Annotated in this window: 8 protein-coding genes and 1 pseudogene; 5 read left to right on the forward strand and 4 right to left on the reverse strand. The window is 62.5% G+C overall.

What is annotated here, in order from left to right:
• Window positions 1-151 precede the first annotated feature (151 nt).
• Window positions 152-874: an RNA polymerase sigma factor gene (locus AB4061_RS06305; protein WP_441631960.1), complete on the forward strand. Its 723-nt coding sequence runs from the start codon at window positions 152-154 to the stop codon at window positions 872-874.
• 333 nt (window positions 875-1,207) lie between these two features.
• On the opposite strand, the gene AB4061_RS06310 is transcribed toward AB4061_RS06305, so the two are convergent.
• Both AB4061_RS06310 and AB4061_RS06315 read right to left on the reverse strand, forming a co-directional pair.
• A complete protein-coding gene (locus AB4061_RS06310) occupies window positions 1,208-3,055 on the reverse strand; it encodes a sensor histidine kinase (protein ID WP_441631962.1) in 1,848 nt (615 codons plus the stop codon).
• An 11-nt stretch (window positions 3,056-3,066) separates the two neighbouring features.
• On the reverse strand, window positions 3,067-3,774 hold the full coding sequence (locus AB4061_RS06315) for a response regulator transcription factor (protein WP_441631964.1): 708 nt from the start codon (window positions 3,772-3,774) through the stop codon (window positions 3,067-3,069).
• A 641-nt stretch (window positions 3,775-4,415) separates the two neighbouring features.
• On the opposite strand from AB4061_RS06315, the pseudogene AB4061_RS06320 reads away from it, so the two are divergent.
• The 3 genes and pseudogenes from AB4061_RS06320 to AB4061_RS06330 form a co-directional block, all read left to right on the forward strand.
• Window positions 4,416-4,538: pseudogene (locus AB4061_RS06320) on the forward strand (ESPR-type extended signal peptide-containing protein); the annotation flags it as partial.
• Window positions 4,539-4,706: 168 nt separating this feature from the next.
• Window positions 4,707-8,606: an autotransporter outer membrane beta-barrel domain-containing protein gene (locus AB4061_RS06325; RefSeq protein WP_441632136.1), complete on the forward strand. Its 3,900-nt coding sequence runs from the start codon at window positions 4,707-4,709 to the stop codon at window positions 8,604-8,606.
• Between the two features lie 215 nt (window positions 8,607-8,821).
• A complete protein-coding gene (locus tag AB4061_RS06330) occupies window positions 8,822-9,469 on the forward strand; it encodes a glutathione S-transferase family protein (RefSeq protein WP_441631966.1) in 648 nt (215 codons plus the stop codon).
• 440 nt (window positions 9,470-9,909) lie between these two features.
• On the opposite strand, the gene AB4061_RS06335 is transcribed toward AB4061_RS06330, so the two are convergent.
• Together AB4061_RS06335 and AB4061_RS06340 are read right to left on the reverse strand one after the other, a co-directional pair.
• Window positions 9,910-10,716: a hypothetical protein gene (locus tag AB4061_RS06335; protein WP_441631967.1), complete on the reverse strand. Its 807-nt coding sequence runs from the start codon at window positions 10,714-10,716 to the stop codon at window positions 9,910-9,912.
• A 38-nt stretch (window positions 10,717-10,754) separates the two neighbouring features.
• On the reverse strand, window positions 10,755-11,573 hold the full coding sequence (locus tag AB4061_RS06340) for a hypothetical protein (RefSeq protein WP_441631969.1): 819 nt from the start codon (window positions 11,571-11,573) through the stop codon (window positions 10,755-10,757).
• Between the two features lie 534 nt (window positions 11,574-12,107).
• On the opposite strand from AB4061_RS06340, the gene AB4061_RS06345 reads away from it, so the two are divergent.
• The gene (locus AB4061_RS06345; RefSeq protein WP_441631971.1) at window positions 12,108-15,203 is read left to right on the forward strand and encodes an acetoacetate--CoA ligase; all 3,096 of its coding nucleotides are present in this window, start codon (window positions 12,108-12,110) and stop codon (window positions 15,201-15,203) included.
• Window positions 15,204-15,233: the final 30 nt, after the last annotated feature.

Consider the following 15,233-nt stretch of genomic DNA (forward strand, 5'->3'; position numbering starts at 1 on the left):
CAGCCAAGCCAGCGGCATCCGCGTCTATCGTGGCATCGCCTTCTCTAACGCCTCACAGCGTTCGGCATGACGGCGTCGAGGCGGGAGTGTTGGCGCTGGAATCACCTGTGCGGTTAAGGACTTCGTAGTGGAACACGGAGATGGACGTCTCATGGATACGAGCATTCCGCATTGCATCAAGGCTCCCGGGACAACTGGCGGCGCGGCCGGTGCGGCTTCCCATGCTGGTGAGTCCGGGGTCGTCCTGCGCGACTTCCTGGTATCGAACTATGACCAGCTCCGCCGACGCCTGACGCGCCATATTGGTTGCCCGGACATGGCGTGCGACAGCCTGCAGGAGGCGTGGCTGCGCCTGGGGAGCGCGACACTCCCTGACGCGGTACGTAGCGCCGAGGCTTACGTGTATCGCGTCGCTTGCAACCTCGCGACGGATCAGTTGCGTGACCGTCGTATCTGGCCATCGCTGGCCGATGCAGACACCGTGTTCGAGCATCTTGCCGACCATGGACCGGGGCCGGAAGCCGTCGTGGAAGCGCGCTCGGATCTGGCGGCGCTCGATCGTGCGCTGGAGAACGTTCCGGGCCGTCACCGGCGCGTGCTGGTGGGCCTGCGCCTGGAGGAACTGACCCGCGAGGAAGTGGCTGCACGCCATGGCATTTCGCTGCGCAGCGTGGATACGGTGCTGCGTCAGACCCTGGACTACTGTGCGACGCAGACCGGGCGGCGCGCCGTCGGGGGTGTCAACACGCCGCGGCGCGCGTTACCGCACGAGAGAAAGAGGGACTGCGGTGCCTATGCATCGGAAAAGGAGGCGCCAACCGGGGCGTACTCCGCGCTTGTGGATACCGCCCATTCCTTATGCACGGTCGAATAAAGGGCGACGAGGCGCGCGCCGCGCCGCGGTACGAGGTCGACTTCCCGGGAATCTCAAGAAGGCTGGCGAGCCGGGGGGGTGCAAATCAAAACGCGGCCCTTTGCTCCGAATTGAAGCATTGCTGCTCGTGCGACCGCGCCGCAGCAAAGCTTCAATGGTCCTGGGAAGGACGTTGACGCGTCGACACATGCCGCCGTCCAGTCTAAGGCGTCTTCCTGGGCGCGGGGAAGCCTGTTCGCAGCCTTGGAACACTAGGTGGAAATGACGCTTAGTCGGTCGCCGTGACCCGGCTGGCATCTGACTGAATCCACAGCCAGTTTCGGTCTCTCGCCATTACGTCTGCTCGGCAAACGGGGGAAGTTGCACCATGAGGAGCGTTGCACCTGGCGACGACTGGATGTCGAAGATTCCCCCAAGCTTGCCGACGCGCGCGCGCATACTGCGCATGCCCGTTCCATGGTCTTCTCCATCGCCGTGGGGAATGAAGCCCACGCCATTGTCTTGGACGGTGACTCGTAAGCCCTGCTCGTCATAGCGCATGCCGATTTCGACTTGGCTTGCGCGGCTGTGCTTGAACACGTTCGTCAATGCCTCTTGCACGATTCGCATGATCTCCATGCTCTTAGCGGATGGCAGAACGCAGGCCTCAATGCCGGAAGGGTACCAGTGACATTCGATGCCTTGTGTTTCAAGCAGCCGCGTCAGGCGGTGCCGCAGCGGTGCAAGCTGGTCGGCCAACGTTGTCTCGCCATAATGCTGGCTTGCGGTCGAGTCGATGATAAGGCGCAGATCGTCACGCAATTCCTTCAGGATGGACAGGAAGCGTTGCGGTGGGACATCCTGGGGTGCGCGTTCGAGCGCCACGATATTGCTTACCAGTGTGCCTCCCAGGCCGTCATGCAGGTCATGCGCAAGGTTAAGGCGTTCGCCAAGGCGTGCGTTGGCGATCTCCAGTTCGTGCTGACGCTGCAATGTACGTGTGAGTTCAGACCTGGCCGCTTCAACGCTTTGCGTCAGGTCCTCGTTGAAGCCTTCGATTCGGCGCAGGTTCGCGACAAAATGCCGACCGAGCACGAGTGCCATGCCGATCATCTGCAATTGGGAAGTTAGTGCGGTGTAGAAAACAAAACCGCCGATGATCGTGAGAAATGTCAGCAGATCGTGAACGCCGGCGACCATGAAAACCGCAGTGCAACAGGCGAGGATACGGTGCTCGGTGCGCCCTTGTCGCCAGGCGAAGAAAATGAAGACCAGGCTGGTCGCAAAGAAATGGATGGCCTGCCCGATATACAGCACTGTTCGTACATCATGAATCCGCTGGTGTGGCACGCATAGTTGTATCGCGCTGGAAAGGATGACGATGAGCCAGAGAACGCGCTCGAAGCGCGGCCAGCGTCGTGCACAAAAACGCAGGGTGAAGACGGTGTAAGAGGTGCAGTACACCGAGAATGCGACGACGTTGGCGATTTCCCATCCGTCCGTGCTCGCGAACGGCCAGGGGCTGGTCGCGGTCTGGTTGCAGCCGAAAATCCACCACGTAAGCGACATAAGGGAAAACCAGCTATAGACGGTTTCCCGACGCCGCATCAGCCACATCGACAGGAAGAAACATCCCAACGTGGCGGTGACAGCAAGGCTGAACAACTGCAAATCAATCCGGATCCAGCGAGCGTCGTTAGATCGTGCTTGCAGGAGCGCGGGAGGCCCGATTGCCGCGCTTCCCAATCCGCACTGGTAGATAGCGAACCCGGACACGCGCACGAACATCGTGTTGGTGCCTTCATGCAGGAGCGCGGACGGCAGCAGCAAATAGCGCGGCATGTTCCAGGCGCGCGACAGCGGCTCGGAGAGGTGGGCATCGCTATCAAGAAGGGTGCCGTTCAGATAGATCGCACCAGACATATTGAGGTAGTCAAGCAAGACTGCGACAGGCGTGTCGACGCGCGCCTGTTGCCAGCTCAGCCGGTACCATACGACGCCATCAAAATCAGGCCAGCGCGTCGACCAGACGTCGGGAAGCTTGACGTCGACCCAACCGGCGGCAGGAGGGTGATCCTGCTCGATTGGGATTGCGGGTTGTGCGTCCAGCGGGTAGGCGCGGACAGCTTGGACGCTGACGAACGAAAGCGCTTCAGCTGGCTGGGTTGCAGTTGCCGCGGCCGACGACGAGGGCGTGAGCACGCATGTGCAAATTATGGCAGCCAGCCATACGAGCGCGCTTCGAAGATTGCCTGCGTGCGTGAATTGACGGCGAGCTTCTTGTAGATATTTCTGATGTGGCATCCGACCGTCAGCTTCGATAATGACAGGACGTCGGCGATTTCGCGATTGGTCAACCCCTTGGACACCAGCGAGAGAATCTCGATCTCGCGTGCGCTAAGAGGTGATGTCTCGCCTTGTTGCGATGCCCTGGCCGTTTGATTCGCGAGCAGTGTTCCCCCGGTACCGATCAGTTCAAGAATGCGTTTCGCAACAAACGGATCAATCGGTGCCCCGCCGCGCAGCGCGCTGCGGATCGACAGCGAGATCTCGACCTCGTCGCGCTCCTTGAGCAAATAGCCGGTCGCGCCAGCTTGCAGTGCCGTCACGACTGTCTGTTCGGTATTCCAGGTGGAGATTACCAGAATCGGCAACGCCGTATCACGCTGGTGGAGAACGCGAATGAGGTCGATCCCGTTCCCGTCCGGCAGGCCGACGTCGACCAGCGCCATCGCGATGGGCTGTTCGGCGACAAGTGCTTGGGCTTGGGCGATGTTGCCAGCAAACATCAACGCTTCGCTCGTGTAGCCCAGCGACATCAGCAAATCGCGCAAGCGCATCTGCGTCAGCGGATCGTCTTCGACGATCAGTATCGGGCCGGGCAGCAGCGAGTCGTCGGGATTCGAGGAGACGTTAGTCATGGGCGAGTTCAGCAGTATACATCGGGGCGTTGCCAATTGTCCGCTTACTTCGGCAACGCATGTGTGTTTTATGGGAAGGCAGGCTTGAGGTTACCGCAAGCAAAGATTCTGTCGCACTTCGGCAGAGCTTAGCGAGGGGGGCGCAAGGCGCAATACCTCGTTTGCGGGATTGGCCAGACCTCGATCTCGCACTGCCAGCCTGTCGATCCTCTCGCGAACCGGGGCTTGCGATACCGGTCCGCCCCTACCAGTTTTTAGGTATTTGTGGTCAGGGTCAGGTGTCCTACTATCGCAACGCGGATGACGCTGCCTGTCAGTCCCCGAAAGACAGGGGACAGGGGGATAGAGAACAACAACGGAGCGCGTCGCACGGGGAGTCCATCTCATAGCCAGGGCCATGGCACCGTCGTGCCTGTGGCTTTCGGCTCGCGCAAGGCAGCGTTCCGGCTTGCCTTGCGCGAGCTCGCCGGCACGATCGACACCGCTATCGAGCAGATGTCGGTTGTGCCATAGCGGGTTGGTCAGGGCAGATCGTTTTGTGGTCATGGTGCCTCTCGGTGTACCGGAGGCAAACATCTATTGGTACGGGGAAGTCGCGCACCACGCGGCTGGCGTGGCGTTCGGGAAAATAGAAAAAGAAAATGAATCGCGTCTATCGAGTCGTCTGGAATCCCGCATTGGATATCTTGCAGCCTGTTCCGGAAAATGCCCGTTCGCGTGGCAAAGGCGGGCGCGGGCGCCATGCGCTTGCGGACGCCCGGATCATTGCCGGCGCGCTCGTCATGACGCTTGCATCCGGCGCGGCCCTGGCCGATGGCGGCGGGGGGCAAGGCCTCCAAGCTGTTTCCGGTCCGGCTGGCGGTGCGGGAACGGGGGCTGGCACTTTCGGAAATGGCGGCAGCGGCGGCTATCTGGCTGGAGGCAGCGCCGGTATGGCCGGAACGCTTGCCGGCACAGGGGGCGCAGGCGGCGGTAATTCACAAGCCTCGGACAGTACCAACACGGCCGCGGCAGACGGCGCTGCCGGAGCGACCTCGGCCAGTGCTGGCGGCAGCGGTGGCAATACCGGCGCGATCGTAGGCGGTGGCGGCGGCGGCGGAGGGACGAGCGGTGCCTTCGGCGGCGGCTCGGCCGGAAGCGTCAACGGTGGCGCCGGCGGCGCGGGCCTGTCCCTGAGCGGGACGAGCGGCAACTACTCGAATGCCGCGGCAGGCACGATTGTAGGCGGTGGCGGCGGTGGCGGCGGAGCCAGTATGAGCAGTGTCATCACGACCAATGTTGCCAACGGCGGCGTCGGCGGAGCGGGTGTCTCGTGGACGGGCAGCACTCAGACACTCAGTAACGCAGGGACCATCGCGGGCGGCGGTGGTGGTGGCGGCGGATTGAGCCAGGATCGTGGAACGGCGTCCTCGACCGCCAGCGCTAACGGCGGCGACGGCGGCGCGGGCATGATGGTTTCCGGTAGCAACGACATCCTCGTCAATTCGGGTGTCATCGCCGGCGGAAATGGCGGAGGCGCAGGGTCCGGAGGCTCGTCGACGGTCACTGGCGCAGGAGGAGTCGGGGTCATCGGCGCCGGTCTCACGGTTTTCAACGGCGGGACGATTGCTGGCGGCATGTCGGGCGATGGTAAAACGCGGGCTGACGCCATCGCCTTCATCAGCGGCACCAATTCGCTCACGCTGAACGGTGGCTCCATCCTGAACGGTGCAGTGGACGTGGCGAGTGGGGCCACTGCGACGATTACCGCCGGTGCCAGCGGGTTGAATGTCACTGGCGGATCGTCCGGCAGCCGAGCGCTGATCGTCAACGGTGCGACGACGATCAACACCAACGGCAACGCGTTGGCTGTTTCCGGCAGCATTTCCGGCAGCGGCGCGCTGACTGCGACCGGCAACAACACCGGCGGCGATCATCTGACGCTCGGCACCGTGGGTGTCGGCTCGCTGACCGACAGCGTGGCGACCACGCTGAACGGCAACGTGACGACCGGCGGCGGGCAGACCTACAACGGCGCGGTGACACTGGGCGCGGATGTGGTGGCTTCCGACACCAACGGCGGCAACATTGCGTTCAACTCGACCCTGGACGGCGGGCACAATCTCACCGCAACGACGACGGGCGCCGTCAGCTTCGCCGGTGCACTAGGTGCCTCGACGGTGCTGAACAGCGTGACTACCACAAGTGGCACGTTCAGCGCGGGCAGCGCAATCAACGTCACCGGCTCACTGTCGATCACCACCACGGGCGGCAGCATTGGCCAGAGCGCTTCATGGATCGTTGACGGAGCGACGACCCTCAACGCGGGCAGCAACGCGATTACGCTGAGCAATGCCGCCAACGTATTCGGCGGCGTGGTGAACCTGGCCGGTGGCAACACGCAACTGACCAGCGGCGGCGCATTGACCCTCGGCACGGTGAATACCAGCGCGTTGACGGTGAGCGGCGGCGGTAGCCTCAATCTCGGTACGGGGGGTGTCGGCGGCGCACTCAATGCGACCAGCCAGGGCGATATCAGCCAGACGGGCGCGTTGTCGATCGGCGGTTCCAGCACGCTCAGCGCGGGCAGCAGTGCGATCACCCTGACCAACGCCGGCAACGTATTCGGCGGCGTGGTGAGCCTGACCGGCGGCACGACGCAACTCTTCAGCGGTGGCCAGCTCACGCTGGGAACCCTGAACACCGGTGCGTTGACGGCGACCAGTGGCGGCGTGCTCAATCTCGGCTCGGGCACCGTCAATGGCGCACTCTCGGCGAACAGCAACGGCAACATCACCCAGACGGGCGCCTTGTCGATCAGCGGCTCAAGCACGCTCAACGCAGGCAGTGGCGCGGTCATCCTGACCAACGCCGGCAACATGTTCGGCGGCGCGGTGTCGGCTTCGGGCCGCGGGGTGTCGCTAGCCAGTTCCGGAAATCTCAACGTTGCGGCGTTGACCGACAGCAATCACGGCAATGTCCGCCTGACCGCCGGCGGCGCCTTGACGCTTCCCGCCAGCGGCATCACCACCGGTACCGGCGATCTGGCGCTGAGTGCCGGCAGCGGCTTGCTGAGCGCCAATGGCAACCTCAGCGGCGGCACCGTCAGCTTGTCTTCCGGCGCCGGCATGGCGCTGAGCGGGAACGTCTCCGGCTCCAGCGTGAATCTGTCTTCGTCGTCGGGCACGATGGTGTTGACGGGTGTGCTGGCCTCCACGCGTGGCACCACGATCAACGGCGGTACGCTGCAGGTCGGCAACGGCGGCACCTCTGGCTCCATCACGGGCAATGTCGTCAACAACGGCACGCTGGCTTTCAACCGCAGCGACAGCATCACCTTCGGCGGCGCAATCTCCGGCAACGGCGCGCTGGTGCAGTCCGGCACCGGCACGTTGACGCTGACAGGCGCCAACACCTACACCGGCGGCACGACGGTTAACAGCGGCACGCTCGAAGTCGGCGACCAGGGCCATCCGAGCGCCGGCGTGGCCGGCAATGTCCTGGTCGACCCGAACGGCACGCTGCGCGGCCACGGCACCGTGGGAGGCAGCATCACCAACGACGGCGTAGTCTGGCCGGGGGGCTCCATCGGCGTGCTCAGCGTCGCCGGCAACTACACGCAGGCGCCCGGCGGCAAGCTGGTGATCGATGTCAGTCCCACGGCAGCCTCGCAGCTGACCGTGGGCGGTACCGCCTCGCTGGCTGGCACGCTGTCGCTCCTGTATGGCCCGGGCACATACCGGACGACGACCTACCGCATCATCAACGCCGGCGCCGTCAACGGCGGATTCGCAACGGTCACCGGCAATACGCCGCAAGGGTTCACCCAGAGCGTAGCAATGGGCGCCGGCGCGGTCGAGCTTGCCTTGAGCGCGGCCGACCCGTTGGTGGTCGCACCGAGCAACGCGACCGTCTTCGGCGCGCTTGGCTCGGCCGCCGTTCGCGAAGGCCAGCGCATCAATGGCGCGCTTCTCGACCGGCTCGGTGGAGCATGCGCGGATGCGCCGGCCTCGCCCATCCAGTGTGCGAGGCCGGGCGAGCAGGGCTGGGCACAAGCTACCGGCAACATCACGCGGGTCGGCGGCAATCACGACGCTCCCGGCTACGACGACCGCCGCTACGGGTTCCTGGCTGGACTCGACCGCCCGCTCGGCGACTGGACACTGGGTGTCGCGGCCGGCTATAGCCACGGGGATGTCTCCGAAGACGGCACGGGCAGCAGGGGCTCGCTCGACACGCTGCGCGTGGCCGGCTATGGCGGCCGCGCGCTCGGCCCCGTCAACCTGGCGGGTACGCTGGGCTATGCCTATGACTTCCTGTCATCCAAACGGTCCTTCGCCGGCCTGGGCAATGCCGAGGGCAGCGCCCATGGGCAGGAGCTGCATGCCGGTGTGCAGGCCGCCGTGCCGCTGCCGGCGGGCGCGCTGGTGGTCACGCCGCGCGCTGGGTTGCGCTACCAGTATTTCCACGGGCAGGACTTCAGTGAAACCGGCCCCACCAGCCAGAACCTGACGGTGGGAGCACAGAACCTGCGTAGCCTGCAGCCGTATGTGGGCCTGACCGTCAGCTACCCACTCCTCATGCAGGCCGAGCGGCCAGCGCTGATCGCGGCGCGTCTGGGGTATGCCTATGAGACGCTGGGGACGGGCCGCGAGGTGGCGGTGACGTCCGCCGACGGCACCGGTTTCCTGATCCCGGGCGCGACGTCGTCGCGTGGCATGTTGAGCGCCGGCCTGTCGCTAGCGCTGCCGCTGCGCAAGTCGCTGGATATGCAGGCGAGTTACGACACGCTCATCCGTACGGGAAATGTCTCGGCGCAAACCTTCAAGCTGGGGCTCAATTATCGATTCTGATGGGTGCGGCGCCGCGACATGGTTGTTCAAAACCACATACCAGGTCGTTGATTCCGTTCGGCGGTTGGCCGCTTGTGGCTGTCGGTAGGAGTCGGTGAGCAACCGGTGAGGAGCAGTCCGGCTAAGGTCCGCCATCGGGTCAGCACCGGTCGCTCAGACATGGGACCCATTTATAATCGGGAAGAACCAGAATCGGTCGGAATTGCGAGGATTGCATGCTTACGGTATGGGGTAGACGTAGTTCATTCAATGTGCAAAAGGTGTTGTGGCTTATTGGCGAGCTAGGCATTCCGTACAAGCACGTACCGGCCGGAGGCACGTTTGGTGTTAGGGATACGCCTGAGTTCCTGGCAATGAATCCACATGGTCGGGTTCCGATGATCGACGATGGCGGAACCGTCGTGTGGGAATCGGACAGTATTCTGAGATACCTGGCCGCGCGCTATGGACGCCCTGATTTTTGGGACGAAGATCCCGAGCGGCGGTCCAACGCGGACCGTTGGATGGACTGGTCTCAGACGAGCCTGCAACCTGCATTCCTCACCGGCGTGTTCTGGGGCTGCTATCGAACTCCCCCTGAATTGCGGGACCGGACATCTATCGAAAAAAGCATAGGCCTGTGTTCCCAATACTTCCAACTTCTCGACCAGGTGCTTTCCGATCGGCCATTTCTCGCTGGCGATAGCTTGACCTTGGCGGATATTCCCGCTGGGACGAACCTATATCGATATTTCGAACTTGAAATCAAGAAGCCTCATGTGCCAAACGTTGAGGCTTGGTACGAGCGAATCAAACATCGCGCCGCATATCGCGAGCATGTGATGATTCCTTTTGATGATTTGCGCGGACGACTCGACTATTAGTGCGACGAGGCAGATAGTGCCTCGAGTATCGGTGTACTCCGTAGTGCACGGTGCGTCTTTGTCCGGCCTCAGCAATTCAACGCAGGACTAGATATTAAGGCCGAGAGTGTCGGAATGAAGGCTTGGCAAACGGGGACGTCAATGTACGGGCACTCCTCACGGACCCCGAGGACCAGTTGCCGACCGGCGGCTTTGGCCGATGAATAGGCGGTCCACGATGGCCGTTCGAACGACCGCCTCGTTGAAAACCTCCCTTGCGATGCAGATCGGCTGACTCTCCTGGAGATGGCAAATCGATGAGGCGCCGTCACGCTGGATCAGCAAGGTGGATCGAAGGACAGGCTGATCTACTCCTTCAACCTTGATGACCTCGCGTGGCGATGTCTTCGTTGGTATGCTTCGGGCTTCCGCTGGCGCTTACGTTGAACACTGCGATACGACTAGCCATTTGGGTATTCCTGAGCGATCAAGTTCGCGCGCAAAGTCGCGAACTGATTGGTCATATCGCTAAGCAGGTAGAGATCGCGGCGACGGTTCGCGGGCGGTGACGCCTGGGAATCGTAATCGACAGGCAGCGTAATCTCCTGCGCAGCGTAAGCGTTCATACCTTGTGCCCTGGAAATTTGTATAGCCCGCTTGGCTTGATCCCGATGTGTGACGATCGCCACCGTACCCATTGCCGCCGCTGTTCCTTCAAGCGCAATAACGGCTGCCGCCACGTTATCGAGGGTTGGATAGGTGATCGTGCCGTTGCTTGCGAAGACGGGTGGCTTGACCGATTGAAGGTTCGTACTGTTCATCTGGTACTTGGACGCGAGCACGCTCGCCACTTCCCATTGTGCAAATACCATGACGGGCTTCAATTGATAGAGCTGGTGCACGGCATCTGCAATCTTCTCATTGATGGGGCCCGGTGCGGGCAGCGTGGACTGAGTCGTTCCGCTGCCGATTGCCGCATTGGGTCGGGCGCCAAAGCTATAGGCGACAATGGCACTGACCTGAGCCGCGTTGATTGAAGGAAGGTCCCAGGTGAAGAAGATGTCCTGCAGATAGGCTACTTCGGAATTGGCGGTCGTCGAGTCGTTCAGCTCTACGATCAGTTTGCCGATCATCTGTCGCTTGAGCTCGGCGTCGGAAACGAGAGTGTCGGCTGCCATGGCATTCCCGCTGACACTGAGTGCTGTCGCCATGACGGGTAGCGTTGCGACTGTTGATGTGGAAAGAAGAAATTTGCGGCGTGTTGACATGATTTGAATGGATGTGCTTGGGGGATAGTCGCCGCGATTTAGCCGTGGGGGTAAGCCTGAGCGATCATGGTTCCGGTCTTGACGGCCAACTGGGCATACATGTCGTGCGCGAGGTAGAGATCGCGGCGACGCGTCCATGGCTGCCCTGACAGTGGATCGTAGTTGACGGGCAGCGCGACCTCCTTGACAGCGTACGCATTCATGCCGCGCGCCGTGGAAGTGTTTATGCAACGTTTCGCGTGGTCGCGATGGCCAACGACGGCGACCGCACCCAGCGCTGCAGCAGTGCCTTCAAGGGCGACGATCGCGGCTGCCACGCCATCGGTGCTCAGGTAGGTGATCGTGCCGTCGCTCGCCACAATCGGCTCGATCGATTGAAGGTTGGCACTGTTCATCTGGTATTTGGACACGAGAAAGCGCGCAATTTCCCATTGCGCGAATACCTTGACCGGCTTTAGTTGATAAATCCGGTGCACCACGTCCGCGAGTTCTTCATTGATGGGTCCCGGGTCGGGTAGGGCGACTTGATTTGCCCCGGTGCTGGACGTATTGCCACTTGCGGTGTTGGGCCGGTTGCCAAAGCCGTACGCGACGATGGTATTGACCTGTGCTGCGGGAATCACAGGAAGGTCCCAGGTGAAGCCAACATCCATCAGGAATGGTTCAATGACATTGGCAGTCGATGCGTCGTTCAGCTCTGCGCTCAGTTTTCCGATCATCTGCGCCCGGAGTTCGGCATCGGAGATTGGCACCTCTACTGAATTATCGTCTCCGCCGCATGCACTCAGTGTTGCTGTCAGTAGGGGAACCGTCGCGGCGGCGGCTGTAGAGAGAAGAAATTTACGGCGAGTTGACATGCGCGTGGATATTGCCCAGTTGGTATGTGAAGTGCAATCTTCTACATCATCTCCGTTACTTGCTCATGACATTGCCAGTAGGAGCCAACGCACGGTGCTCATATCAGCATCGGCAGCTGCTGAACCGCGATGCGACGAGAACAGAAATCTCTGCTAGGACACCGGAAGGGGCCGGCTAGTTGTGTTCGCTTTCGAGTAGCTTCACCGTCCCTTGTGTCCGCTCTTTGAACATGACTGCATCAGGATCTCGCGGATGCGCATACACCATTGCGGTAGGGAATTTCGGGACGCGTGCCGATTTGATAGTGACTCGCTCGTCGCTGCGATGGTGCCTTGCTGTTTCAGCGAAGCCGCCCCGGGTCACGAACTTGTTGAAGCCTCAGTCATGTCCACGCCAGCTGGCTGGTCGTTGCCTGTGGTTTGGCAATAGTTCGTGCGATTTCGCACAGAGCAAAATATGGCGAGTCACTAGTCTGGATCATCAGAACACGCCGTTGCTTCGAACGGTGTGCGCCGGTCTCAGTGGAGAATCGGATGGATCGCTTTTGCCCGTTCGACGCGTCGTTCTGCCCCATCGCGACCGTGGGACGCGTACCCATTTATAGCAGCACGCCCGAGTGCGCCGCAGCGTCGCAAATGACGGCATTCACCACTGCCCTGCAGGCATACACCGGCCAAGTCTTCAATGATTACGATACGCTGCACGATTTCTCGGTACGGGAGTACCGGACGTTCTGGCAATGCTTCGTACAGTGGTCGCAGGGGCTCGAGTGGTCCGGCAGCACCGAGCCGGTCTGCGTCGGCGACGAGTGCGAGCATGCCCGCTTCTTCCCGCAGGTCCAACTGAACTACGCGGACAACCTGCTTGGCCTGGCGGTAGCGACGCCCGACACCCCCGCGCTGACCGCATGTCACGCAGATGGCCGACGTGTACGCCTGACTCGCGGCGAACTGCGCGATCGAGTAGCTCGTCTCGCGCATGCTCTCTCGGAGTTGGGGCTGCGCGATGGGGACCGCGTGGTTGGTGTGATGCGCAACGACGCAGATGCGGTCGTTGCCGCGCTGGCCGTCACCGCGCTCGGTGCAACGCTGTCGACTGCTGCGGCCGAGATGAGCGTCGAGACGATCCTCGATCGCTTCGCGCCGCTAGCGCCACGGCTGCTGTTCGCGCACGCCGCGGAGCGGGCGTTCGACACGGGCATGTCGCTGGCGGATAACATCGCCGATCTGGCTGCTGCGTTGCCGTCGCTGCAGGGTGTCGTCCGGCTCGACGACGGAACCTTGCCCGGCACCGTCAAGCAGCGGATCTATTCGCTTGGCGAACTGATCGACAGCGGCGATGCCGGGCGCTTCGTGTGGCGGCGCTTCCCGTTTGACCATCCGCTTTTCATCATGTTCTCGTCGGGCACTACCGGCAAGCCGAAGTGCATTGTGCACGGCGCCGGCGGCAGCTTGCTCGAGCATCTGAAGGAGCATCGGCTGCACTGCGACCTGCGGCCCGGCGATCGATTGTACTTTCACACCACCTGCGCGTGGATGATGTGGAACTGGCAGTTGTCGGCGCTCGCGTCCGGGGCCGAGATCGTTACGTATGACGGTCCGATCTCGACGGTCGATGCGTTGTGGCGTCTCGTCGCCGACGAGCGCGTCACCGTGTTCGGCACAAGTCCCGCTTACCTGAAGATGTGCGAGGACGCGGGCCTGGTGCCAGGGCAGCAATTTGATCTCGGCGCACTACGCGCGATGATGTCGACGGGTGCGGTGCTGTTCGACGCGCAGTTCGAATGGGTGCGCGATCACGTGAAGCCGCTGCCCCTGCAGTCGATCTCGGGCGGCACGGATATTCTCGGCTGCTTTGTGCTGGGGAATCCGAACCTGCCGATCTATGCGGGGGAAGCCCAATGCAAGAGCCTCGCGCTCGATGTTCAGGCGTGGGAACAGGGTGCCCGCACCAGCCGAATCGGCGAGCTGGTCTGCGCGAATCCGTTTCCTTCACGTCCGCTCGGTTTTTTTGGCGACACGGACGGCAAGGCGTTTCACGCTGCCTATTTCACCAGCAACAAAGGTGTCTGGACGCACGGCGATCGCATCGAATTTTCGCCGGAAGGCACCGCGCGGCTGCATGGCCGTTCCGATGGCGTCCTGAATGTTCGCGGCGTCAACGTCGGTCCGGGCGAAATCTATCGTGTGCTGAGCGATATCCGGGACATTCGCGACGCGCTGGTGGTCGAGCAGCGGTCACGCGCCACGCCGCCAGCTGGCACGCACGCGGAAAGGTACGACCAGCGCATCGTGCTGCTGCTGGTCTTGCACGATGGCGTCGCACTGACTGGCGCGCTGGCCGCCCGAGTGCGCCGCGACCTCGCACGTCGTGCCTCGCGATCGCACGTGCCGGACCGGATCATCGCCGTCGATGCGTTGCCGGTCACGTATAACGGCAAGCTGTCCGAAGCAGCCGCGCGCAATGCGGTCAACGGCTTGCCGGTCGGCAATGCCGCGGCGTTACGCAATCCTGGATGCCTCGACGCGATCCGGAACCATCCGGCACTGAACCTTGCGGCGCGCGAATTGCCAGCCGTTGGCGAGTCGCGCGAACAACTGGAACGTCATTTGCAGGTGTTGTGGGAGAAACTGTTCGACTTCGCACCGATCGGTCGCGACGACAACTTCTTCGACCTGGGTGGTCATTCGCTGCTCGCAGCGCGCTTGCTTGCCGACGTGCATCAGTCGACCGGGCGCACGATTCCACTCGCGACGCTGCTGATCGCGCCGACGATCGCGCGCCTCGCCGCAGCGATCGACGAGGGTGCACCGCAGCCGCCGTCGCCGATCCTCGTGCCCGTGCGCGCCGGCACCGGGACGCCGCTATTCCTCGTGCATGGCTTGAGCGGCTCGGTGATGGAATGCTGGGGGCTGGTCTGCGCGCTGCGTAGTCCGCGTCCGGTCTATGGACTGCAGGCACGAGGCCTTGATGGCGAGCAGCCGACACAGCGGTGCGTCGAAGACATGGCGGCCAGCTACATCGAACAGATGCGCACCGTGCAGCCCGACGGACCGTACGCGCTGGCCGGCTACTCGTTCGGCGGACTGGTCGCCCTTGAGATTGCGCAACAGCTGATGCGCGCTGGCGAGCACATCGATTTCCTGTGCCTGCTCGATACCTATGTGCACGAGCATTTCCTGCCATGGAGTGCTTGGATGCGGTACTGCTGCAGCAATTCGAGCTACCAGTGGCGCAGGCTGCGCGCGGTGCCTGCGTCGCAGCTTTTCGGTTATCTGACGTACATGCTTGGGAAGGCGGCCAATCGCGTGGGAATGAGCCTCGGGCGCATGACGCGCCGGCCGGACGCCTACACCGAATCGTTCCCGCCTGCGCTTTGGCGCGTGCGCGAAGCGATGAGACAAGCAACGACGACCTACCGACCGCAGCCGTATCACGCGGGCCCGATTGTCTATGTGCGCGCGGCGATTCGACATCAGGATTGGGGCGATCCGATATCGCTATGGCGGCGTGTCGCGCGCGGCGGCTTGATGATTGCAGAAGTGCCTAGCGACCATGCCGATATGCTCGTCGAACCGAATTTGCAGGTCATAGCGGCGCTACTGGACGAGGGGTTGGCAAACGCATGACGCGGCAGGTGTGTTTCATGAGGCGCCGCA

The organism is Cupriavidus sp. YAF13 (assembly GCF_052113425.1).
Taxonomy (GTDB): Bacteria; Pseudomonadota; Gammaproteobacteria; order Burkholderiales; family Burkholderiaceae; genus Cupriavidus.